Source organism: Chitinimonas naiadis, assembly GCF_054780835.1.
Map to the genome: position 1 here is coordinate 609,448 of NZ_BAAGVO010000002.1, position 23,516 is coordinate 632,963.

Here is a 23,516-nt window from a genome sequence, read left to right on the forward strand (position 1 = left end):
GCCATCATGCTGAGTCGTCGCCAACTCCTGAAAACAGGTGTGGCCGGTGCCGCCTTGCTGGCGGGCGCCCGGCTGGCCTACGGGCCGTTCACGCCTGATCCCCGCTATGGCGTTCCAGCGGGGGCTGCCTTCCAGGTACTGGATGAGCGCAGCCGTACCGCCCTCGCGGCCATCGCGCGGGTCATGCTCAAGGGCGCCTTGCCGTCCGGTAAGGCGGAATTCGATGTTGCGCTGTACGAGGCGGTGCAGGGGTGTGATCGGGCCATCGCCGGCTTGCCGGGCACCGTGCAGGAAGAGGTCAAGGATCTGCTGGCCTTGCTGAACGGTCGGCTGAGCCGGCGTTGGCTGGTGGGTATCAGTGCCGACTGGTCCACCGCCACGGACGACGATATCGCGCATTTCCTGAACCGTTGGCGCTACTCCTCGCTATCCCTGATGCGCAGCGGCTACCAGGCCTTGCATCAGATCGTATTTGCAGCCTGGTATGGCAATCCTCGCTCCTGGGTCGGGATTGGCTATCAGGGACCACCAGAATTCATGAAGGGTTTTTGGCATGCCTAAGGACATCATCGCCGAGGGCTTGGCGGCAGGACGCTGGGATGTGCGCGATGCCGCCACCATGACGACCGATCTGACGCTGGAAGCCGACGTCGTCATCGTCGGTACCGGTGCAGGCGGTGGGGTCAGCGCCGAGATACTGGCCCAGGCCGGCTTGAAGGTCGTCCTGCTGGAGGAGGGCGGGCTGCACTACGCCTCTCGCGACTTCAAGCTCAGCGAGGCGGACGCCTACCCTGCGCTGTACCAGGAATCAGCCGGCCGCCAGACCAAGGACAAGGGCATCACCATCTTGCAGGGCCGCACCGTCGGCGGCTCCACCGTGGTGAACTGGACCTCCAGCTTCCGCACCCCCGCCACGACCCTGTCCCATTGGCAGTCCCGCTTTGGCCTGCAAGGGCTGACCGAGGACGCCATGGCGCCCTGGTTCGCCAAGGCCGAGCAAAGATTGAGCGTGATCGACTGGCAGGTCGACGCCAATATCAACAACCAGGTCCTGATGAAGGGTGCGGATCGCGTCGGCATCCATTGGGCCAAGATCCGCCGCAATGTCAGCGGCTGCCTGAACCTGGGTTACTGCGGCATGGGTTGCCCCGCCAATGCCAAGCAGTCCATGCTGATCACCACCATCCCTGCCGCGTTGAACCATGGCGCGACCTTGCTGACCCACGCGCGGGCCGAGCGGGTGCTGTTCGAGGGCAGCCGCGCCACCGGCGTGGAGTGCGTGGCGATGGATGCAGGTGGCATCCATCCCAAGGCGCAGCGCATTACGGTGAAGGCCAAAACCGTGGTGCTGGCGGGCGGCGCGATCAATACGCCGGCACTGATGCTGCGCTCCGGCCTGCCGGACCCGCATGGCCTGATCGGCCGGCGTACCTTCCTGCACCCGGTCAATATTTCCGGCGCCATCATGCCCTTCAAGGTCGAAGGCTGGAGCGGCGCACCGCAGAGTATCTATTCCGATCACTTCCTCGATACCCAGCCGGTCGACGGCGTCATGGGCTACAAGCTGGAAGTGCCACCGCTGCATCCGGTGCTGACCGGCATCACCATGAGTGGCTTTGGCGACAAGCACCGCCACCTGATGGCCCGTTTCGATCGCTTGCAGGTCATCCTGGCACTGCTGCGGGATGGTTTCCATGAGGGTAGCCAGGGTGGGACGGTCGGTCTCAAGGCCGACGGCACGCCCTTGCTCGATTACCCGATCAGCGACTATGTCTGGCAGGGCATGCGACAGTCCTACCTGACCATGGCCGAGCTGCAGTTCGCGGCGGGCGCCAACCGCGTCATGCCCATCCATGAGGATGTACCGGCTGAAGGCTATGCGAGCTGGGCCGAGGCCCGCGCCAGCATTCAGTCCCTGCCGCTCGAGATCCTGCGCGCCAAGGTGGTCTCGGCGCATGTGATGGGCGGGGCCGGTATGGCCGCCAAGGCCGATCAGGGCGTGGTGGATGGCGACGGCCGCTTCCACCAGCTCGACGGGCTCCATGTCATGGATGGTTCGGTATTCCCGACCTCGATCGGCGCCAACCCCCAGCTCTCGATCTACGGCCTGACCGCCCGCAACGCGAGCCAACTGGCCCGGACGCTCACCGGCAAACCGAACCCCTGGCCAGCAAGCGCCAGCTAAGGTCCCTTGACGCGACACAAACAAACGCCCGGTACTGCCGGGCGTTTTGGTTAAAGCTATGCCTCGCGGCAATCCCTGAATTGCCGACCGCGTGCGAAATTACGACCTCAGCAGATACCGTATCCGGTCGATACAGCAACTCGAGCCTCCGCTACCGAGCGTCAGCGAGGCTCCCCTGCAGGGGGATGGGTGATATAGAAGCAAAAGCCCGCGTCAGACCGCATAGGAAGCAAAACGCCCGGCTATGCCGGGCGCTCAGATGCAGTCTCAGATCTACACCGCGGTTAGAGCCGCTTCATCGCCGCTTCGATCTTCTGGTCAGTCTTGTACTGGGAAAGCGAATACACCGCCCAGATGGCTGCAGGTATCCAGCCCAGCACCGTGATCTGCAATACCAGGCAGATGAAGCCGGCAATCGGACGGCCAATGGTGAAGAACAGGAGCCAAGGCAACAGCAGGGCAATCAACAAGCGCATTGCATCATCCTCGTACGATCTGTCAGACGGTTTTGTAGTGGGCTTCGATGGCTTCGAATTGTGCCAGATAGTCGGGCTTCACATAGGGCTTGAACAGCGACAGTACCTGGCGCGCGCCCTGCTTGCCGGTTTCCTCGCTGATAGGGCGGTCGGGATGGATGGTCTGCTGGAAGGCAAACCAGAACTTCACCACCATCCAGGTATTGGTCGCCAGCGGCATGATCTCGCTGGGCTTCATGTCCATGAAGCCGATGGCGGCGAACTGCCCCAATGCCTTGGCCAGGATCGGCGCCAGCTCGTTCTTCACATAGCTGTGATAGTCCTCTTGCAGCTGCGGGCTGCGGCTCAAAAGGCCGGGCAGGTCGTAGAACATGAAGCGGTACTGCCACATGGCCGCAAAGGCGGCATCCAGGTAGCGACCGAGGTCTTCCGGTTCCAGCAAGCGATGTTCCGGCACACGCAGATGCTCGCGCATGTATTCGAGATACATCAGGAAGATCTGGTAGACGATCTCTTCCTTGTTGCGGAAGTGATAGTAGAGATTGCCCGGGCTGATGCCGAGGTGCGCCGCGATATGATTGGTCGTGATCGGGCGCTCACCGTGCTCGTTAAAGAGCTGCAGGCTTTCCTGGATGATGCGGTCGTAGGTCTTCATGGCCGTAGTCGATACGTAAGAATGACGTAAGTTTACTACGTCTTGAGCTTGAACTCTAAATTGCTGCGGCAAATAAGGAAGATACGTTCTGCAGCGTAGCGTCTTGCGCTAGGGCAGGCGTGTCTGGGTAAGGCAGGAGGGGGGGGAGGTGGCGAGCCCGACCCCCGGCACTTGCCTGCATCGCTGTGGCTGCTTCCTTCCGGACCTGACCAGATTCACGACTTGGCAATGCGAGGAGACCCGCCATTGGTAACAACATTCACCGCCAGCGCGATGAACGAGGTCATTGTAACACCGCCCGCTCAGATCGTCGAATTCTGCCAGTGCAAATCGCCGCAAAGCACGTGGGGCTTGCCATCCAGCATCAGGCCCAGGGACAAGGTGACGCACTGTTCCTCGCCGACAATCGACAGGTAAGGGCGGGAAACCTGCAGTTCGCCAAAGCGTTTCATGGCCTGCCGGAAGTAATGACGGCGGGACCAGACCGCGCCGCGCGCGTCGTCGAGCGGTGAAAACCGGGGTAGGGCGCCATCGCTACCGGCGACGCCCGACAGGTTGGCACCAACCTGGCGACCTTCCGCATCCAGCAGGAAGCAACGGATGGCCGAGGTCTCCGCCATGAAGGCCTGCGCCGCGTCGTCGAAGGCAATACCATCGCTCAGGCGGGCCGCCCCCTTGAGTAGCGCAGTGCTGTAAGGCGCCAGTTGCTGCTGGGTATGTTCGATTTCTTCCCGTACATGGCTGTTGAACCGTTGCCACAGGGTATCGAACAAAGGGTCGACCGGTTCCGAGCCGACCAGGCCGGGGCCTGGCCTGGCAAAGTAGTAGCCCTGTACCAGGTCGCAATCAGCTTCGAGGGCCAGCAAGGCTTCGGCCTCGGTCTCGATGCCTTCGGCCAGTACCAGGGCACCGGCCTCATGCAGCAGGCTGACAAGACCCGGCAGGATAAGCCGGGCTTCGCGGTTCTCTGCCGCATCGGCAATCAGGGTCCGGTCCAGCTTGACGATATCGGGGCGCAGCCGCCACACCCGGTCCACGTTGGAATGTCCGGCGCCGAAGTCGTCAATGGCGATCAGGCAGCCTATTTCGCGGAAGTAGTCCACCGCCCGCGCCAAGGCCCGGTTGTTCTCGATCGCGGTCTCCAGCACTTCCACCACCACGCGCTCGGCCGGCATGCCCAGGAGGGCCAGCATCTCGGGGAAGAAACGGCCGTATTGGCCAGCATGGGAGAACGCATTCGGCTCGGCATTGAGAAACAACCAGTGCGGTTGCTCGCCCGATGTCTTGAGCAGGTCCAGGAAATTGCGGGTATGCAGCAGGCGCGACAGGCGGTCCAGCGTGACCAGCTCGGCTTCCGAGCGGGCCGATGCAAACACGGTATAGGGCGAGAGCGCCTTGCCCACCGGTGACCAGGCCCGCATCAGTCCTTCATGGCCCACCACGCGCTTGTGCGCAAAGCTGTAGATAGGCTGGAAATGGCTGTGCAGCACGAAGCTGGCGTGATGCGCCACATGCTGGGAACCATGGGATTCCAGCAAGCCGAGTAGCGCATCAAGTTGGTAGGGGGTGACGTTGGACATAAGCAGTTACTGATTTTATACGAATCAGCTAGGGGTGGGTTCAAACAGACGTTTGTTTCAGTCGCGCTGTCTGATCCGTGTCCAACTTGGCCCACCTAAGGGCCGGTCGAGCGCTCAGGGTGGGCTGAGTTCGCCGCGCAGGTTGTTGGTCAGCAGGTCTTCCGGCCCCAGTATGTCGGCAGGGCGGGAGAGCTGGTAGTAGAGCTTGGCCACGGCGGCTTCCGGCGTCATGTCCTGGCCCGAGATCAGTCCTGCACGCGTCAGTGCAGAGCCCGCGGCATAGCTGTCACTGACCTTGCCGGAAATGCACTGGGTCACATTGACCAGTACCACCCCGCGTTCGCTTGCCGCGCGGAAGGCGGCCAGCAGGGCTGTGTCGGCATCCGGTGCGTTGCCGGCGCCATAGCTCTCCAGTACGACCGCAGCCAACCCGTCGGCATGTAGCAACTGCTCGATCATGCGCACGGTGTGGCCAGGGTAGAGCTTGAGGCCGACCACCGCAAGCGCAGGGTCGATCAGGTGATGCTGGAACTCGGCGCGTGGCTTGGGCAGGCAGAGCGCCGGGTTGAATTCATACTGGCCCTGGACCCGGCCCAATATGGGATAGTTGGGTGAGCCGAAGGCGCCGATCTCCGCCCCCCACAGCTTGCGGGCGCGATTGCCGCGCAGGAGCTGCCGGTTGAAGGCGACGCAGACCTCGTTGAGGCCCCGTTCGGTGGCCCAGTGGAAAGCATCCACCAGATTCTGCTCGGCGTCGTTCGGCTGCTCGGCGAGCGGCACCATCGAACCGGTGACGATCACCGGCTTGCCGAGGTTTTCCAGCATGAAGCTCAGCGCAGAGGCGGTATAGGCCAGCGTATCCGTGCCATGGATGATCACGAAGCCATCGTAATCGGCATAGTTGGCGGCGATATCGGCCACCATGGTGTTCCAGTGCTCGGGCCGCAGGTTCGACGAATCGATCAGCGGCGCGTACTCCTTGAGCGTATAGGCGGGAAAGCCGGGCGTACGTGCGGCGATCCTGGCCAGCTCGGATGGCAGGTAGCCGGGCGTAGGGGCATAGCCGCCTGGACCGGCCTGCATGCCGATGGTGCCGCCGGCATAAATGACGAAGAGACGCTGTTGAGGCATGTTAGGGTAATATCCGCGCTTTGATTTCAACGCTATGTAAAAGGCCGGCCGCACTCGAAAAGAACGATGTCGCCCCAATATAAGGGGGAGCGTTCTGCGTCGTGTCGGTACCGCGACCCGCCGGACTTTACCGCGTCATCCACTCCGTTTCCAGCCATGTCTATTGTTGATAACCGTAAAGCCTTCCACGATTACTTCATCGAGGAAAAATATGAAGCCGGCCTGGTCCTCGAAGGATGGGAGGTCAAGTCCATCCGTGCCGGCAAGGTGCAGATCAAGGAAGGCTACGTGATCCTGCGCAACGGGGCTTTCTACCTGATCGGTGCGCACATCTCGCCGCTGACCAGCGCCTCCACGCATGTGCTGCCGGACCCGACACGCAGCCGCAAGCTGCTGCTCAACCAGGCCGAGATCAACAAGCTGATCGGTCGCGTCGAGCGCTCGGGCTATACGCTGGCGCCGCTGGACATGCATTACAAGGCGGGCAGGATCAAATTGCAGATCGGCCTCGCCAAGGGCAAGAAGCTGCACGACAAGCGCGACAGCGAACGCACCAAGGATGCCCAGCGTGAGATCCAGCGGGCCATGAAAAACCGGCGCTGATCGCCAGCCTGATAGATACGACAGCCACCCCAGGGTGGCTGTTGTCGTTTCTGGGGCTCGGCGTGCGGCTACCACCCGGGTTTTTGGCTATAAAGGGGCTGGACACGTGCTCTTTGGCCGTGCCGCAACCGGTTGCCCAGATACGGCATGACCCAACCCCATATCCCGACCCTGATCCTGGCTGAATCGCTGATGCTGCTGCAGCTCGCGGCGCTGGTCTATCTGATCGGTCAGCGGGTGCAGGACATCATGCAGGGCCCGCGTACCTGGTCGCTGGGCTTGTTCTCCTATGCGCTGGCGCAGTTCTGCCTGAGCATGGAGTGGAACAACATTCCGGAAGCCGCCTTCCTGACCGACTTCCTGGCCAGCGTCGGCTGTGCGAGCTTCCTGATCGGTTTGTACGACTTCACCGAACGTGCCAGGCGCTGGCGCTTGGTTTGCGGCGTGTTGATCTGCCACTTGCTGGGCGTCGTCATCCTTAACGCCTTCGGTTCGGACGATATGGCGCGGCTGGTGATGTTCTCGCTGGTACAGATCGTCTTCAGCGCAGCCTTCCTCTCGGCGCTGAACCTGCATGTGCAGGTTCAGCGTCGCCTGGGTATCCGCCTGCTCAGGGGCCTGGCCTACGCCTGGGGAGCGGTAAATCTGTTCCGCCTGTTCATCCGCTTTGTCTATCCGGTACACGGCACCGGTTTCGATGTACGCGAACTGGTGTTCTTCATCCTGGTACTGCTGTTTGGCATCTGGCTGGCGCTGGCCTGTCTGCTGCTGATCCACGAGCGCATCGCGGCAGACCTGCTGTTTGCCACCAAGCGTGACCCGCTCACCGGCTGCCTCAATCGGCGCGGTTTTGCCGAGGCCCTGCAACTGGAGGGCCGTCGCCTGATCCGCAATTGGTCGCCGACCTCCATGCTGGCCATCGACTTCGACCATTTCAAGGCGCTGAATGACCGCTACGGCCACGCTGCGGGCGACGAAGCACTGGTGCAGTTTGCCAATATGGTCAGGGAGGAGCTGCGCGACGTCGATGTCTTTGCCCGGCTCGGCGGCGAGGAGTTTGCCATCGTGCTGCTCAATGCACCGGAAGCTGGCGCCCACAAGGTGGCGGAGCGCTTGCGAAAGCGGGTGGAAGATCTGGTACTGCATACCGCCAGCGGCCCGATCTGGTTCACCACGAGCATCGGCGTCGCCGTGCTGGCCGAGCATGATCGCGACCTGGAACCCCTGCTGGTAGAGGCGGATCTGGCGTTATACGTGGCCAAGCAAGCCGGCCGCAACCGGGTCGAAATCTACCGGGAAGCGGCTGCGGGCGCCTGATTGCCCGGCACGCATGCCGAAGTCGGCAGCACGGAAAGCACCCTATGGGTGGGCTTGCTGGCGCTGCTCCTGTAAAATCCGGTTTTTGCACGGAAAGCCGCTCGCCCATGGACAAAATCCTCATCCTCGACTTCGGCTCGCAAGTCGCCCAATTGATCGCCCGTCGTGTGCGCGAAGCGCATGTCTATTGCGAACTGCACCCCTACGACATGTCGCTGGCGGATATCAAGGCCTTCAACCCCAAGGCCATCATCCTCTCCGGCGGCCCGAACTCGGTCTACGAGAGCGACTATCAGGCCGATGCCGGTCTGCTGGAACTGGGCGTGCCGGTCCTGGGTATCTGCTACGGCATGCAGTGGATGGCGCAATCGCTGGGCGGCAAGGTGGAAGCCGGTACCACGCGCGAATTCGGTTACGCCGAAATCCGCGCCCGCGGCCATTCGCAACTGTTCAATGGCCTGCAGGACCGCAGCAACGAAGCCGGACACGGCCTGCTGGATGTGTGGATGAGCCACGGCGACAAGGTCACGGCCATGCCCGAAGGCTTCAAGCTGATCGCCGAGACCACCTCCTGCCCGATCGCCGCCATCGCGGACGAAGATCGCAAATTCTACGCCGTACAGTTCCACCCTGAAGTGACGCATACCAAGCGCGGCACCGACATGCTGCATCGCTTCGTACTGGGTATCGCCGGTGCGCAGCCAAGCTGGACCATGCCCAACTATATCGACGAAGCGGTCAAGAAGATCCGCGAACAGGTGGGTGACCAGGAAGTGATCCTCGGCCTGTCGGGCGGTGTCGATTCCAGCGTCGCAGCAGCGCTGATCCACCGTGCCATCGGCGAGCAGCTCACCTGCGTCTTCGTGGATCATGGCCTGCTGCGCCTGAACGAAGGCGATATGGTCATGGACATGTTCGCCCGCGGTCTGGGCGTCAAGGTGATCCGTGTCGATGCCAGCGCCGAATTCATGGGCCACCTGGCCGGCGTGACCGATCCGGAAGCCAAGCGCAAGATCATCGGCCGCGAGTTCGTCGAGGTGTTCCAGCGTGAATCGGCCAAGCTGCCTAACGCCAAGTGGCTGGCGCAAGGCACCATCTATCCCGACGTGATCGAATCGGCCGGCAGCAAGACCAAGAAGGCCCATACGATCAAGAGCCACCACAATGTGGGCGGCCTGCCGGAAACACTGAACCTGAAGCTCTTGGAACCCCTGCGCGAACTGTTCAAGGACGAAGTCCGCGAGCTGGGCGTGGCACTGGGCCTGCCGCACGAGATGGTCTATCGCCATCCCTTCCCGGGCCCGGGCCTGGGCGTGCGCATCCTGGGCGAGGTCAAGCATGAATATGCCGAGCTACTGCAACGCGCGGACGCGATCTTCATCGAAGAACTGCGCAACACCCGTGACGAACATAGCGGCAAGACCTGGTATGAACTGACCTCGCAAGCCTTCGCGGTGTTCCTGCCGGTCAAGTCGGTCGGCGTGATGGGCGATGGCCGTACCTACGAGTGGGTGGTTGCTCTGCGTGCGGTGGTAACCAGCGACTTCATGACCGCGCACTGGGCCGAGTTGCCATACGCCTTGCTTGGCCGCGCGTCCAACCGCATCATCAACGAAGTACGCGGTATCAACCGGGTGGTCTACGATGTCTCGGGCAAGCCGCCCGCGACCATCGAGTGGGAATGATCTGATCTGGTAGTCGAACGGCCCGCGTCTCGCGGGCCGTTTTCATTACAGGGATGTCCATGAGCAAAGCGCAGCAACTGGTAGAGCAGGGGGTACTGTTGCATCAGCAGGGCAAGGTGCGGGAGGCCAGCAGCTATTTTCAGCAGGCGTTGGGCGTGCAGCCGAACTTCGGCCCGGCCCAGTATTACCTTGGTTTGTCGCTCGCCCAGCAGGGCATGGTCGACATGGGGCGGCTGATGATAGAGAAGGCGCTGGCCGGCGGTGAGGATCACCCCGCCCTGCGGCTGGACTTGGGCCTGATGCTGGAACGGGCCGGTCAGATGGAGACTGCCTCACGGCATTTTCAGCGTGCCGCCGAGCTGGCGCCGCAGAACCTGCACGCCTGGGAAGCGCTGGCACGCGTCCAGGAACGCTTGGGTAACGCCGCCGCCGCAGCGGCTGCGCTGGCCCAGCTACTGGAGTTGCGCCCCGGCCACCTGGCGACGCAATTGGCAATGGCCCGCCATGCCTGGCGACACAACCGGGTAGACGAAACCCGTCAGTACTTCGAGGCCATGCTGGCAGAGCACCCGGCTGCGCTGGACCAGGCCTACCTGGGCTTTGCCGAGCCGGTCCTGCCCCCGTCGGTTGCAGACGCCTACCCCTTGCTGCAACGGGATGCCGCGGCGGATGACGATGAGATCAGGCTGGTACTGGCCGGCGCGGACCTCGTCATCCTGGACAATTTCCTGCCTGATCCGGATGAGACCAGGCAATGGGCCGCCGGCCTCGACTATGTCGTACAGAATGGCAACTATCCGGGCGCCCAGACCGGTCCCCTGCGCTGCGACGAGCTGATGCAAAGGATTGCCGACCGCCTCGGGCGGCGGATCAAATGGTCATCGCCGGATAATGGGGTGGTCAGGCTGACTTATGCCAATGCGCGTGCCCGCACGGATATCCATGTGGATGACGAGACGGCGGTGGAAACCCAGCGCTACGCGGCCGTGCTCTATCTGACCTTGCCGCCGTATTGCCAGGGCGGCACCAGTTTCTGGCGGCATCGGGAGACCGGCTGGTTCAAGCGACCGGACGATGCCACGGTACGGGCCGCTGGCTTTGCCGACTTCAAGACCTTCCTGCGGCGGGAAACACCGTTGGGGGAAATGCGGGAATTCCAGCGCTTTGCCGAGCAACGGGAAAAATGGCAGCACCTGTTTACCGTGCCCATGCAATACAACCGCCTGGTGCTGTACAAGGGCAACCACTTCCACGCAGTGGACAATGTATTCGGCAGCAACTTCGAGGATGGCCGCCTGACGCGGCTGATGACCTTCGAGACCTGGTAGCAGGGGGAATCGGGGGGGCGCGTTCGAGCTAGACGCTGAACCGTACCCCTTGCGCCAAAGGCAGTGTCTCGCCGTAGTTCACCGTGTTGGTGACGCGGCGCATATAGGATTTCCAGGCATCGGAGCCGGACTCCCGCCCGCCACCGGTTTCCTTCTCACCGCCGAAGGCGCCACCAATCTCGGCGCCGCTGGTGCCGATGTTGACGTTGACGATGCCGCAATCGGAGCCACAAGGACCAAGGAAGGTCTCCGCCTCCCGCACGCTGTCAGTAAAGATGGCGGAGCTCAGCCCCTGCCCGACGGCATTGTTGAGGTCGATCGCGTCCTGCAGCTCGGTATAGGGCATGACATAGAGTATCGGCGCGAAGGTTTCGTCCCGCACCACTGGCAGGTTGCCTGGCACGCGCAACAGGGCAGGGCGCACGTAGTTGCCCAGCAAGGGGACGCCGGTTTCCACCTTGGTCCCGCCGGTGATGCGTTGCCCACCCTGCTGCTCCGCAGCTTGCAAAGCCTGCTGCATGGCCCAGTAGGCATCCGCGTCGATCAGTGGGCCGACCAACGTGCCTTCCTCGCTGGGGTCGCCGACCGGCAGGCTGTCGAAGGCCTCGGCAAGCCGGGCGGTCAGGCTATCGATCAGGCTGTCGTGCACGATCAGTCGCCGCAGGCTGGTGCAACGCTGGCCGGCCGTGCCGGCGGCAGCAAAGACGATGGCGCGCAGGGCCAGCTCCAGGTTCGCGCTGGGGGTGACGATCATGGCGTTATTGCCGCCAAGCTCCAGTAGCTGACGCCCCAGTCGGCCAGCCACGGCCTGGGCGACGGCACGCCCCATCCGGGTGGACCCGGTGGCCGATACCAGCGGCAAGAGCGGATGGGCCGCAATACGCTCGCCAGCCTCCTGCTCACCCAGGACCAGTTGGCAGACATGCGCCGGGACCGTATCGCTCATCTCGTCCACGGTCTCTTCCACCAGCCGCTGCAGGGCAATGGCGCACAGCGGTGTCTTCTCGCTGGGCTTCCAGACGATGGCATCACCGCAGACCAGGCCCAGCATGCTGTTCCAGGCCCAGACCGCCATGGGGAAATTGAACGCGGTGATGACCCCGACCGCACCCAGGGGCAGCCACTGCTCCATCATGCGGTGATCCGGGCGCTCGCTGGCCATGGTCAAGCCGTGCAACTGCCGGGACAGGCCCACGGCAAAATCACAGATGTCGATGCACTCCTGCACCTCGCCTTCTGCCTCACCGCTGATCTTGCCGACCTCGAGCGTGATCAGGCTTGCCAGCGCCGACTTGCGTTCCCTGAGCTTACTGCCGATACGCCTGACCAGCTCCCCGCGTAAGGGAGCGGGTACCGTCCGCCATTTCAGGTAGGCACCATGGGCAGCCTCCACCGCATGATTGACCAGACCAGCCGTCGCCGGGGCAAAGCTGCCCAGCGAGGCCCCATCGATCGGCGAGCGCATGGCACGCAAGCTGGCATCAGCATAGTGTGCCGCGCCGGCAACCAGGGCCGAAGGCCAGCAGGGTTCGGCGGCCAGATCGGAGAGGTGCAGATCGGCAATCAGGTCACGCGGCAGGCTCACGGTTGCTCCTTCCTTGCATCAACGGGGCTGGTGCGGGGGCGTGGCATCGAGGGCTTGTCTTCCCCGCGGTGCTCGAACGGCGGGGCCATGTTGCATTGCTTCCCTCTGCGGCTAGCATAGCTGCTCACTCACGCTATCTCTAGGGAGGCCCGGAAATAGTGCGGATGATGTCGTGCTTATCGAATCCGCACCGACCTGCCTACGACGGCCACGCAAGGTTAGGTTGCCGCAATGCGGCAGCGTAGCCGGTCAGCCGTGGTGCAAACAGGTCGAAGCACCTGGACAGAAAACAACAATGCCTATTTCGCGTGCATTAAGGCTCCGCTAAGAAATGCACGTTTTAATGGGTGGCAGTCTATTGTTTCCGAGAGCTGCCATGCGTGCCATTTCCTTCGTCCTGATCGCCACCTGTCTGGCTGGCATTGCATACGCGGCGCCGGAATGCACATCCGAATCTCGTGCGCGCTGGATGAGTGAAGCAAACCTGAGAGCCCAGTTAAAGCACCAAGGGTATCAAGTCAAAAAGCTCAAGGTGGTCAAGCATTGCGTCGAGATCTATGGTACCGACAAGGCAGGACATAAAGTGGAAGTTTATGTGAATCCGGTAAACGGGACCGCCGTAAAGAGTCGGGTTGATTGATGCCCGCAGCGGAGGTTCGATCTGTACATATGAAGGCAGTGCTGGTGAGACTGCTTATTTCGTTATCTGCTTGATGGTTCGATAGCTCATATCTATGCGTTTTTCCTCGATTGTCGGTCGTGTCATCCCGTCCGGGCGCCCCACGCTGCAGGTGATGGGCGACATCGGTATCGCCCCATCGTCACTGGCCTGGCTGGACGTCTTTCCCAGCCATTCGCAAGCGGCATTCTCCCTGAAGCGAGCATGGTCATGGATGCTGGCACTGGCCGTCGGCCTGGTACTGCTGTTTACGTTCACCAGGCTCGATTACCTGCTGGCAGATCGCTACTACCTGTCTCCGGGGCACTTCTCTGGTGCCGGTAACTGGTGGCTGGAAACGTTCAGCCATGTATTAGTCAAACGGGCGGGGCTGTTCATCCTGCTGCTGGTATGGTTGCGCGTGCTGTGTGGCCGTTTCGTGCCGGCCTGGGCACCGAACCAGCGACGCTGGTTGGCGGTTGCGTTGGCGATGTCGCTGGCGCCTGCAACGGTTTCCCTGCTCAAGCCACTTAGTGGTGTGCAATGCCCCTGGGATCTGCAGCGCTATGGCGGCCTGGCCTGGGACCATATCTCCTGGCTCACTCAACAGGTGGGCGTGCGCCGCGGTGGTTGCTTCCCTGCGGGGCATGCGACCAGCGGTTTTGGCTTCTTTGGTCTGGTGCTACTCTTCTTGGGCCGGTCGCCCAGAAAGGCGGCCATCACGGGGGCCGTTGTACTAGTGGCTGGCCTTTTGCTCGGCTGGGGCCAGCAGATGCGCGGCGCGCATTTCTTCTCGCATACCTTGTGGTCGGCCTGGGTGTGCTGGGCTGTCTGTCTGGCGGTATATGGCGCACTGGGCATGCACAGGCCAAACAGGGAATAGGAATTCATGCGGATACTGTTGGTCGAGGATGACGTCCTGCTGGGAGATGGTCTACGAACCGGCCTTGGTCAATCCGGCTTCACGGTGGATTGGGTGCGGGACGGCATCGCAGCCGACACGGCCCTGCTGGCCGAGCACTACGGCGCGGTCGTACTCGACTGGGGAATACCGCGGCGCGACGGCCTGTCCCTGCTCAAGGCCATCCGCCTGCGCCGCAATGCCACCCCGGTACTGATGCTGACCGCCCGCGATGCCCTCGAGGACCGGATATCCGGCCTGGATGCCGGCGCGGACGACTACCTGGTCAAACCCGTCGCCATCGCCGAACTGGCAGCCCGGCTGCGCGCCCTTGCCCGTCGTGCTGCCGGCCGTAGCGAACCACTCTACCGCCACGGCATCCTCAGCCTGGACCCGGCCCGGCGCCGCATCACCCAGGGCGAAAAGGTCCTGGAACTTTCCGCCCGGGAATTCGACCTGCTGGCACTCCTGATCACCCAACCGGATCGCCCCGTATCCCGCGAGCAGATCGAGAACGCCCTGTACGGCTGGGGCGAAGAAGTCGAGAGCAATGCAATTGAAGTGCATGTGCACCATCTGCGTAAGAAACTCGGCAGCGACTGGATCAAGACCCTGCGAGGCGTAGGCTACCTGCTCGACCCCGCCAAGGCACAGGAAGCCGACACTTGAGCGGCACCCCCCCCAGCCGCACCTCCCTGCGCCGCCGGCTGATACTGCTACTCCTCGGCGTACTCGCCCCCGTCTGGCTGTTGCTCGCCCTGGGCGCCTACCTGCTGATGCTGCAAAAGGTCGACACCCTGTTCGATCATCAACTGGAACGCGTAGCCGCAACCCTGTTCTCCCTCGACCTCGAACACATGAAAGCCGCACAAGACGCCCCCGGGTTTCATGTCTTCGACGACGAAGATTCCTTCCCCGCCTACATCTGGTCCTCCGACGGTCGCCTGCTATTCCGAACCGAATTCGCCCCCAAGCTACCTTTCATACCCAACCCCCCACGCATACAGACCGAAGAAACCGAAGAAGGACGCTGGCGCGTGATCCGGGTTAAGGATGCCGAGGGCGGCAACTGGCTGGTCGTGGCCCGACCTTACAAGGACCGGGCGCTGCTCGCGCTGGATCTGGCGGCAACCCTGGTCATCCCCTGGGTGCTCTGCCTGCTGGTCATGGTGGTCCTGGTCTGGCTGGCGGTCGGCAAGGGCTTGTCGCCGTTGTACGAATTGTCCCGGCAGATCGCCGGGCGCAAACCTGACGATCTATCACCGGTTGCGGTCGCCGCGACACCCCAGGAAGCCTCTCCGCTGGTTGAAGAAATCAATCTGCTATTGGCTCGGGTCGAGGGCGCGCTCGATAAGGAGCGCCGCTTTACTGCCGACGCATCCCACGAGCTGCGAACGCCGCTGGCCGCCATTCGCGCCCAGGTGGAAGTCGCCGAGGCGGCCACCGAGCGAGAGGTGCGCGAGCATGCGCTGGCCCAGGCGCACAAGGGCGTCGTGCGGGCGGGGCGGTTGGTTGAGCAACTGCTGACGCTGGCCCGGCTTGATCATCTGGATGCCATCGCCGACTCAGGCACCTGTGACCTGCTGTTGCTGGCCCGTGAGGAGCTGGTCGATTGCACGGCGTCCGCGCTGAAAAAAGGGGTGGAGCTGGAGTTGGAAGGTAACCCGGCGCCACTACGGGGTTCGCCTGATCTGCTTCGTCTGGCGATACGCAACCTGCTGGACAACGCCATTGCCCACACGCCGGCAGATGGGCTGGTGACCGTCAGGGTGCTGCGACAGGATGACGGTGAGTGTGTGCTATCGGTGCTGGATAGTGGCGAAGGCGTGGCGGCCGATGCGTTGCCGCGCCTGGGCGAGCGGTTCTACCGGGCGGGGGCGAGCCGGCCTGGCAGCGGGCTGGGGCTCTCCATCGTGGCGCGGATTGTCGCCCTGCATGGTGGTCGGCTCGCTTTGAGCAGCCCTATCGGTTTCATGGCAACCCTGCATCTGCCTGCGCTTTAGAGGGTGTTACTCGTTCGTGCACAGCTTTGTGGGAGCAAGGTTGTGGGCGAGGTGTGGATAAGCCTGGCAAGTGGCTGATGCAGCAGTGCTTATCGGCATTGCCTTATTTTTAGGCAGCGTGTGGTGGCAATGCACATGCTTTCAGGAACAACCCTGTGGGCGAGCTGTGCATAAGCTGGCTAACTGTCTGAGGCGGTTGCGTTTGTTGTCGCTGCCTGTTTTTTAGGCTGCGTCAGGCCGCTTAGGTCGTGCTTGCGTGCATGGCGGGAGCCAAAGGCATTCACAGCGAAGGCCGCTGCTGCCATCATCTGGCCATTACCCATAACAAGACCAACATACTACTCAGCCATGGCCTACGACCTGATTGAATTTACCAAGAGCATTTTGCTGGTGCTGACCGCCTTGTTGCCCATCATTAACCCACCGGGTGCGGCACCGATTTTCCTGACCTATACGCAAGGCAGCAGCGACAAGGAACGCAAGGCCATCGCCAAGCGCATCGCGATCAACGGTTTTTTCATGCTGCTGGGTGCCATGTTCATTGGTACCTATCTGCTCAAATTCTTTGGCATCTCGCTGGCGGTGGTCCGAGTGGGAGGGGGGCTGGTTGTTGCCATGGCGGGTTGGCGCTTGCTGGATGCGGAAGACCATAGCGCCGAGCAGAGCCACAATACGCCGACGCCAAAGAACAACCTGCGGCGTGCTTTCTTTCCACTGACCTTTCCCTTCACTATCGGGCCGGGTTCCATCTCGGTTGCCATTACGCTCGGTGTGGCCTTGCGCAGCCGGGGAGGGATTGATGCGCTGAATCTGGTGGGTGGTGTGATTGGTGTCACACTGGTGTGTCTGATCGTCTACTACAGCTATCGCTTTGCCAATCGTCTGCTTGATCGGCTGGGAGAAACCGGGATCACTGTCTTCCTGCGTCTGTCCGCCTTCATCCTGCTCTGTATCGGCGTGCAGATTTTCTGGAATGGCGCGTCCGAGCTATTGCGTGGGCTACTGGTCGGGGTGTAGCGCGAATACCAAACTGTCGGCAATCCGCCCGTCAAATCGGGCGGATTGCCGACATTGCGGCATGCTCGCAGGGCCATATCGGCATTGGGCTGTTACACTAGCTGCTTCGTAACAACCTACCCTTGATAATGGAGATTGCCCTTTTACTCGGACTGATACTGCTCAATGGCGTGTTTGCCATGTCCGAGATTGCCTTGGTCACCGCCCGCCGTGCCCGTTTGCAGATACTGGCCGAATCGGGGGACGCAGGCGCGCGCGCCGCCATTCAGTTAGGCGAAAATCCCACCCGCTTTCTCTCCACCATGCAGATCGGCATCACCTCCATCGGGGTGTTGAACGGTATTGTCGGTGAATCGGCCCTGGCCGGTCCCTTTGCCACCTGGCTGCAAGGCCTGGGCATGCATCAGGAGAGCGCCCAGTGGCTGTCGCTGGGTCTGGTTGTTCTCAGCATTACCTATATCTCCATCGTCCTGGGTGAGCTGGTACCCAAGCGTATCGGCCAGATCAATCCAGAGCCGATTGCTCGCCTGGTTGCCCGTCCGGTGCAATGGCTGGCAACGCTTACCAAGCCTTTTGTCCGCTTGCTGACGGCATCTACCGACTTGATGTTGCGCACGCTGGGCGTGCGTACCGATCAGGCCAATACCGTGACGCAGGAAGAAATCCACGCCCTGCTGGCGGAGGGATCCGAGTCTGGCGCGATCGAACAGCAGGAGCACGAGATGGTGCGCAATGTGTTCCGCCTGGATGACCGGCAGATCGGCTCGCTGATGACGCCGCGTTCTGAAATCGTCTATTTAGATCTGGCTGACGAGCACAAGGTCAACCTGGAGACGATCGCTGATACCGATCATTCGCGCTATCCGGTATGCCGGGGTGGCCTGGATGAGGTCTTGGGCATTGCCACTGCCAAACAGATTCTTGGCCAGACCTTGCGCGGAGAGGAGGCGGATTTCGCCAGTCATCTGCAGCAAGTCGCCTATGTGCCGGAAACGCTGACGGGCATGGAATTGCTGGAGAACTTCCGGACGACTTCGGTCCAGATGGCGCTAGTGATTGACGAGTATGGCGAGATCCAGGGCCTGGTGACCTTGCAGGACTTGCTCGAGGCAATCACGGGCGAGTTCAAGCCGCATGATATCGAGGACGCCTGGGCTGTACAGCGTGAAGATGGTAGCTGGCTGCTGGATGGTCTGATTCCGGTACCGGAATTGAAGGACAAGCTGGAGTTGCGTGAAGTGCCCGAGGAAGACAAGGGGCGCTATCACACGCTGGCCGGCATGATCATGTTGCTGCTCGGGCGGTTGCCGCAGACGGCGGACAAGCTCGATTGGGGTGGCTGGGTGTTCGAGGTCGTCGACATGGATGGCAAACGCATCGACAAGGTCCTGGTCAGCCGTGATCCGAGTGCGGACGATACGGCGACTGTCGAACCAGGCGCCGACTGATGAACCAGCCGGCCGAGCCGCTGGCCCTGGTCTTTGGCCAGCCGGTCACCGAACTGCCGCAGGATCTGTATATCCCGCCTGATGCCTTGCGGATCATGCTGGAACGATTCGAAGGCCCGCTCGACCTGCTGCTTTATCTCATCCGGAAACAGAACCTCGAGATACTCGACATTCCCATGGCGGTGGTGACCCGCCAGTACATGGATTATGTGGAGGCCATGCGTGTTCATCGGCTGGAGCTGGCCGCCGAGTACCTGTTGATGGCAGCGCTACTGATCGAGATCAAGTCACGCATGCTGTTGCCCCGGCCCAATGCGGAGCAGGGTGATGAGCATGATCCGCGCGCTGAACTGGTACGCAGGCTGCTGGAATATGAGCAGATGAAGCTTGCCGCGTTCGAACTGGATCAGTTGCCCATGGCCGGGCGTGATTTCAGCTGGGCGGCAGCCTGGTTTGATCGCGAAATGGTTGTGCGTTTACCTGAAGTCCAGCCGGTGGATCTCAAGCATGCCTGGATGTCCTTGCTGGCTCGCGCCAAACATACGAAGCATCACACCGTGCGCCCCGACGAGTTGAGCGTGCGCGAACAGATGAGCGAGATTTTGAAACAGCTCGCCAGCGGGCAGTTTCGGGAGTTCTCGCAGTTGTTCGATACCAGCCGTGGCGTGCCATTGCTGGTCGTGAGCTTTATTGCGGTACTGGAACTGACCAAGGAAGGTTTGATTGCGGTCAGCCAGAGTGAGCCCTATCAACCTATCTATGTCCGCCTGGCGGGGGCTGAGCCCTTACCGGCGGAGCTTGCAGCACCCACTCTTATCAATTGATCCGCTGGCTCGCCTGTCATGGAATCCCTGCTGCACGACCGCCAACACCTACAGACCGTGATCGAGACCGCCTTGCTGGTTTCATCCGAACCGCTGGGGCTGCACGAACTGAAGAAGCTATTTGCCGAGGAACTCAAGGCGGAGCTGTTGCATGAGGTGCTGGACGCCATCCAGCAGGCGTGGGTCGGGCGTGGTGTTGAACTGGTCAAGCTAGCCAGTGGCTGGCGGTTCCGTGCCCGGCTGGAATTTCAGCCCTATCTGGACCGACTGAGTCCCGAAAAGCCGCCACGCTATTCTCGTGCGGTCATGGAGACGCTGGCTATTATCGCCTACAAGGGACCTTTGACTCGCGGCGAGATTGAGGAAATTCGCGGCGTGACGGTGTCGACCAATATCGTCAAGACGCTGGAAGAGCGGGGCTGGATCGAAGTCGTGGGGCATCGGGAGACGCCTGGCCGACCTGGTCTCTACGCGACCACCCGTGTCTTCCTGGATGATCTGGGCCTCAAGAGCCGTACCGAACTGCCCTCGTTGACCGACCTGGGGCAGTTGGTCCTACCTGAGCCGGAGTCATCGGCATCCTAAATGAGGTAGGGGAGCGTTCCTCGGCCGACGCAGAGCGATGTGCAAAGTGAAAACTATCCGTAACACGAGGGTGAAATAGTTCATCGTACGCTCTAGGCTGAATATATATATTCGGTAATAGCGAAATGGCGTCGACATGGACGAGACGATCTACACCCTGATCGCCGAGGACAACCTTACCTGGCTGGCCCATGCCGAGGACAGCCACCTTGCCCTGCTGGTGCCTGACCCGGGCCTTGGGGCCGCCTTTCTCCCCTGTAATCCCAATCATCCTGCGCTTGCTCCGCTCGAAGGCGATGCCGAAATCGACGGCGAGCACTGGCTGGCCTACAGCTGGGGTGTCGGTACCAGCCTTGCGGCCAAGCTCAATGCCGGTGCACTGGGCAAGGATGATGCGTTGCCGATGATACTCAAGCTGCTCGACGGTGCCTTGCATGCCCGCTTGCTGGGGCTGGGGCTGGGCCGTATCGATGCCAGCAGGGTGCTGGTCGGTACCAATGGCAGCCTGAGCCTTGCGGCTGTGCTGCCGAATACGGATGCCAGCGAGAACGCCTTGCAGGGTATGGCCGCATTGCTGTTCCACATGTTATCCGGCAGCAAGCTTGCGGGCGAGCGTAGCGAGGCGCCTTCCTTGTTGGCCATCGTGCCCGATATCGACCCGGCCCTCGAAGCCGTGGTGCTGGCAGGCCTGGGCGGCACTGCCGTGCCTCAGCATGAGAGCCTGCTTGCCTTCCGGGCGGCGCTGCAACATTACCAGCAAGGTCTGACGACACTAGGGGATGAAGTGGCCGAGGAAGACATGCCGACGCACCAGTTGCTGCGCCGCATGGAGAACACCGAGGATTTCCCCGCGCTGTCCCGCGCCATTGGTGCTATCAGCCGAATCACAGATGGCGATACCGAGAAGTTGCAGGCGTTAGCTACCGTGATCCTGCGTGACTTCTCCCTGACCAACAAAGTGCTTCGTTTGGCGAACTCGGCAAGTTTTGGACAGTTTGGCGGGGCGATCAGCACGATCTCTCGCGCCGTGATGGTGTTGGGATTCGGGACGGTGAAGTCGCTTGCCATGACGCTGGTCCTGATCGAACACTTGACCAATCATGAGTACGCAGGCGAGTTGAAGGACGAGGTCGCGCGGGCCTTCTTCGCCAGCTTGCTGGCGCGCAAGCTGGCCGAGAAAAGTGGTTATCGTGATCTGGAGGAGGCGCGGGTGGCCGGGATGTTCCACCTGTTGGGTCGGTTACTGACGCTGTTCTACTTTCATGCCGATACGGTCAAGATTACGGCTATGGTGGCGGATGGGGAGGATGAGGACGCTGCCGTGAAACGTGTGCTTGGTGTTAGCTATGAAGCCCTGGGCATGGGCGTGGCGCGCGCCTGGAATTTGCCCGGCAAGCTGGTCAGCAGCATGGCGGCCGAGGATGCCAAGCCCAGGCCGCCTCGTCATGATGGTGACTGGCTCAGGTTGTTCGCCAATGCAGGCAAGTTGATGATGCGGGCGGGTATGGCAAGCAGCGAGCAGGATCGGTACAAGGGCTTTCTGCAGGTTCGGGATCGATTCAGTGAGCCGTTGCGGTTCAGTGAACGGGATTTCCGGATTGTCATGGATGATGCCGTACGCGAAACCTTGCGCGAGGCGGCGATATTCGGGCTCGCTGCGCAAGAGGAGGGTGCACTGGCCAGGTTGCGGCAGTTGGCAGGTTTACCTGTGATGGGGGGCGCTGCGGCACCGGCAGGGGAGGTGTCTGCGCCTGATGCAACGCCAGGCAAACCCGTGGTGCAGGTGGAGGCCCCGCAGGACAGGCCGGCAGTTGTTGAGGCCTTGGCTAATTGCGTTCAGGACGTGACTGAGACGCTGGTGGGGGATTTTCGCCTGAACGATCTGCTGCGGATGATTCTGGAGACGCTCTACCGTAGTCTGGGAGTGGACAGGGTGCTGATTGCCACACGCAGCGTGCAGCGCAATGCCATCATCGGGCGCTTTGGTTTCGGAGAAGATATCGATCTGTTCCTGCAGCGTTTTGCCTTGCCGCTGGATGAGAGCGCGGACGTGTTCCGCGTGACCTTGTCGCAGAACGTGGATGTACTGATCGATGATGTGGATAGCGCTGCGATACGTGAGCGGGTACCAGACTGGTTTCGTGCCTGTGGGGGCGGGAAGACCTTTTTGCTGATGCCGGTGGTGATCGACCGGAAGATCGTCGGATTGTTCTACGCGGACCGCGCGGCTGCCGGTAGCTTGCAGCTTGGGCCGCGTGAACTTGCGCTCTGCAAGACGCTGCGAAATCAGGCGATTCTGGCGATCCGACAGAAGACACCCCCAGCAACATCGGGCTAATTGCACTGCCGCATTGGATTATTTGCTCTAGTTAATAAGAATATGTTTATAAAGAGAAAAATACGAAAATGACAATTTTGTGCAATGCAACAAAACGCTTGACTTGCGCAAACCGGCTGACCATAATCGGGTCATGCTGCGGTGCGGAAAATATATTGTCCTGCAGCTATACCCATACCGATAGGTTAGTTAGGAGAAGACTTTTATGTTCGCAACCTCAGATTTCGCCGCACTTGGTCAGGCTCAGCTCGAAAAATCGATCCGCTTGTCCCATATCGCTCTCTCGGGCGTCGAACGCTTCGTCGCTCTGCAACTTGATATCGCTCGGGAACTGATTTCCGACAACACTGTAACTGCCAAGGCATTGTCCGAAGTGAAGGACGTGCAAGGCTTCATCACCCTGCAGCAGCAACTGTCGCAGCCGAGCATCGACAAGGCCCTGGCTGTTGCCAAGAGTGTCTACGATGTCTCCAGCAAGTCGCAGGCTGAGCTGGGTGCATTTGTTGAAGACCAGGTGGTTGAATTCAACAAGGGCTTGGTGTCCACCCTGGACAAAGCTGTCAAGCAAGCTCCGGCCGGTTCGGAGATCGTGGTATCGGCCGTCAAGACTGCTGTCGCTACCGCCGCTTCGGCTTATGACACCGTGACCAAGACTGCCAAGAAGGTTACCAGCGACTTTGCCGAAGCCAGTGTTGCCGCCGCCGAGACTTCGGCCAAGGCCGCTGCCGGCGTTGCCAAGAGTTCGGCTCGCAAGGCTGCTTCTGCCGCTGCCTGATCCAGGTTGCGGGTGTTAAAACAAAAGCCACGCAAAGCGTGGCTTTTGTTTTTTGGTTCGCCGGGGATCTGTGGTCGTCTTGTTTCTGGTGTACCTGCCTAAAAAGTGAGCAGCGGCAGGCAGCCAGGCAGGGCACTAAACTTATATAGCGAATTTTCGATCCCATAGCGTTACGCCTCGTCCTCGAGGGGTCTCTTTGAGAAATCCACCCGCTGACCGCACCAGGAACGCCCCGCTTGCGGGGCGTTTTGCATGGGGTTTTGGGTTTTTTGGGGTTTTCTTCGCGTATTTCGATCGCCGCTGCAGGTAGTCAGGGCGGAGCTTTGCGCGGGATTGTCAGCGGGCCGTAAAAAAGTTTGGGTCGGGGTGGATTACGGATCAGTGACTTAGCGGCGTTGGCGCCGAAAGTGAGGGATAAAAGC

The 23,516-nt window shown here is 61.3% G+C and carries 21 protein-coding genes and 1 other RNA gene; 16 read left to right on the forward strand and 6 right to left on the reverse strand.

Annotated features, from left to right (window positions below; all coding sequences use genetic code 11):
• Nucleotides 1-6: 6 nt before the first annotated feature.
• A complete protein-coding gene (locus tag ACYVHK_RS05175) occupies nucleotides 7-561 on the forward strand; it encodes a hypothetical protein (RefSeq protein ID WP_460528300.1) in 555 nt (184 codons plus the stop codon).
• Nucleotides 554-2,185, forward strand: a complete 1,632-nt coding sequence (locus ACYVHK_RS05180; protein WP_460528302.1) for a GMC family oxidoreductase — start codon at nucleotides 554-556, stop codon at nucleotides 2,183-2,185. The genes ACYVHK_RS05175 and ACYVHK_RS05180 overlap by 8 nt, the downstream gene beginning before the upstream one ends.
• Nucleotides 2,186-2,469: 284 nt before the next feature.
• Here ACYVHK_RS05180 and ACYVHK_RS05185 read toward each other — a convergent pair whose 3' ends face one another.
• The 5 genes from ACYVHK_RS05185 to ACYVHK_RS05205 form a co-directional block, all read right to left on the reverse strand.
• Nucleotides 2,470-2,661 carry a YqaE/Pmp3 family membrane protein gene (locus ACYVHK_RS05185; RefSeq protein WP_460528304.1) on the reverse strand — a complete coding sequence of 64 codons (192 nt, stop codon included), beginning with the start codon at nucleotides 2,659-2,661 and terminating at the stop codon, nucleotides 2,470-2,472.
• A gap of 22 nt (nucleotides 2,662-2,683) precedes the next feature.
• Nucleotides 2,684-3,316, reverse strand: coding sequence for a TetR/AcrR family transcriptional regulator (locus ACYVHK_RS05190; protein WP_460528306.1), 633 nt, complete (start codon nucleotides 3,314-3,316; stop codon nucleotides 2,684-2,686).
• A 147-nt stretch (nucleotides 3,317-3,463) separates the two neighbouring features.
• An RNA gene (ffs, locus tag ACYVHK_RS05195) (signal recognition particle sRNA small type) lies at nucleotides 3,464-3,561 on the reverse strand.
• 57 nt (nucleotides 3,562-3,618) lie between these two features.
• On the reverse strand, nucleotides 3,619-4,896 hold the full coding sequence (locus ACYVHK_RS05200; protein ID WP_460528308.1) for a sensor domain-containing phosphodiesterase: 1,278 nt from the start codon (nucleotides 4,894-4,896) through the stop codon (nucleotides 3,619-3,621).
• A gap of 114 nt (nucleotides 4,897-5,010) precedes the next feature.
• Complete coding sequence (locus ACYVHK_RS05205) at nucleotides 5,011-6,027, reverse strand: L-asparaginase family protein (protein WP_460528310.1); 1,017 nt, start codon at nucleotides 6,025-6,027, stop codon at nucleotides 5,011-5,013.
• A gap of 156 nt (nucleotides 6,028-6,183) precedes the next feature.
• On the opposite strand from ACYVHK_RS05205, the gene smpB reads away from it, so the two are divergent.
• The 4 genes from smpB (at nucleotide 6,184) to ACYVHK_RS05225 (ending at nucleotide 10,960) form a co-directional block, all read left to right on the forward strand.
• A complete protein-coding gene (smpB, locus tag ACYVHK_RS05210) occupies nucleotides 6,184-6,630 on the forward strand; it encodes an SsrA-binding protein (RefSeq protein ID WP_460528312.1) in 447 nt (148 codons plus the stop codon).
• 147 nt (nucleotides 6,631-6,777) lie between these two features.
• Entirely contained in the window at nucleotides 6,778-7,947 is a 1,170-nt protein-coding gene (locus ACYVHK_RS05215) for a GGDEF domain-containing protein (protein ID WP_460528314.1), read from the forward strand.
• Between the two features lie 107 nt (nucleotides 7,948-8,054).
• On the forward strand, nucleotides 8,055-9,632 hold the full coding sequence (gene guaA / locus ACYVHK_RS05220) for a glutamine-hydrolyzing GMP synthase (protein ID WP_460528316.1): 1,578 nt from the start codon (nucleotides 8,055-8,057) through the stop codon (nucleotides 9,630-9,632).
• A gap of 59 nt (nucleotides 9,633-9,691) precedes the next feature.
• Complete coding sequence (locus ACYVHK_RS05225; protein ID WP_460528318.1) at nucleotides 9,692-10,960, forward strand: DUF6445 family protein; 1,269 nt, start codon at nucleotides 9,692-9,694, stop codon at nucleotides 10,958-10,960.
• A gap of 28 nt (nucleotides 10,961-10,988) precedes the next feature.
• Here ACYVHK_RS05225 and amaB read toward each other — a convergent pair whose 3' ends face one another.
• Entirely contained in the window at nucleotides 10,989-12,545 is a 1,557-nt protein-coding gene (gene amaB, locus ACYVHK_RS05230) for an aldehyde dehydrogenase family protein (RefSeq protein WP_460528320.1), read from the reverse strand.
• 376 nt (nucleotides 12,546-12,921) lie between these two features.
• On the opposite strand from amaB, the gene ACYVHK_RS05235 reads away from it, so the two are divergent.
• The 10 genes from ACYVHK_RS05235 (at nucleotide 12,922) to ACYVHK_RS05280 (ending at nucleotide 23,094) form a co-directional block, all read left to right on the forward strand.
• Nucleotides 12,922-13,185, forward strand: a complete 264-nt coding sequence (locus ACYVHK_RS05235) for a PepSY domain-containing protein (protein ID WP_460528322.1) — start codon at nucleotides 12,922-12,924, stop codon at nucleotides 13,183-13,185.
• Nucleotides 13,186-13,279: 94 nt separating this feature from the next.
• Nucleotides 13,280-14,086, forward strand: a complete 807-nt coding sequence (locus tag ACYVHK_RS05240; protein WP_460528324.1) for a phosphatase PAP2 family protein — start codon at nucleotides 13,280-13,282, stop codon at nucleotides 14,084-14,086.
• 6 nt (nucleotides 14,087-14,092) lie between these two features.
• Complete coding sequence (locus ACYVHK_RS05245; protein ID WP_460528326.1) at nucleotides 14,093-14,773, forward strand: response regulator transcription factor family protein; 681 nt, start codon at nucleotides 14,093-14,095, stop codon at nucleotides 14,771-14,773.
• Nucleotides 14,770-16,107, forward strand: a complete 1,338-nt coding sequence (locus ACYVHK_RS05250) for a sensor histidine kinase family protein (RefSeq protein ID WP_460528329.1) — start codon at nucleotides 14,770-14,772, stop codon at nucleotides 16,105-16,107. The genes ACYVHK_RS05245 and ACYVHK_RS05250 overlap by 4 nt, the downstream gene beginning before the upstream one ends.
• A gap of 348 nt (nucleotides 16,108-16,455) precedes the next feature.
• Nucleotides 16,456-17,124 (forward strand): MarC family protein, encoded by a 669-nt coding sequence (locus tag ACYVHK_RS05255; RefSeq protein ID WP_460528331.1) that lies wholly within the window; start codon nucleotides 16,456-16,458, stop codon nucleotides 17,122-17,124.
• Nucleotides 17,125-17,252: 128 nt separating this feature from the next.
• Entirely contained in the window at nucleotides 17,253-18,572 is a 1,320-nt protein-coding gene (locus tag ACYVHK_RS05260) for a hemolysin family protein (protein ID WP_460528357.1), read from the forward strand.
• Nucleotides 18,572-19,396, forward strand: coding sequence for a segregation and condensation protein A (locus tag ACYVHK_RS05265; RefSeq protein WP_460528333.1), 825 nt, complete (start codon nucleotides 18,572-18,574; stop codon nucleotides 19,394-19,396). The genes ACYVHK_RS05260 and ACYVHK_RS05265 overlap by 1 nt, the downstream gene beginning before the upstream one ends.
• 18 nt (nucleotides 19,397-19,414) lie before the next feature.
• A complete protein-coding gene (scpB, locus tag ACYVHK_RS05270) occupies nucleotides 19,415-19,981 on the forward strand; it encodes an SMC-Scp complex subunit ScpB (protein ID WP_460528335.1) in 567 nt (188 codons plus the stop codon).
• A 136-nt stretch (nucleotides 19,982-20,117) separates the two neighbouring features.
• On the forward strand, nucleotides 20,118-22,319 hold the full coding sequence (locus ACYVHK_RS05275) for an HDOD domain-containing protein (protein WP_460528337.1): 2,202 nt from the start codon (nucleotides 20,118-20,120) through the stop codon (nucleotides 22,317-22,319).
• A 205-nt stretch (nucleotides 22,320-22,524) separates the two neighbouring features.
• Nucleotides 22,525-23,094 (forward strand): phasin family protein, encoded by a 570-nt coding sequence (locus ACYVHK_RS05280; RefSeq protein WP_460528339.1) that lies wholly within the window; start codon nucleotides 22,525-22,527, stop codon nucleotides 23,092-23,094.
• The last annotated feature ends 422 nt before the right edge of the window (nucleotides 23,095-23,516 follow it).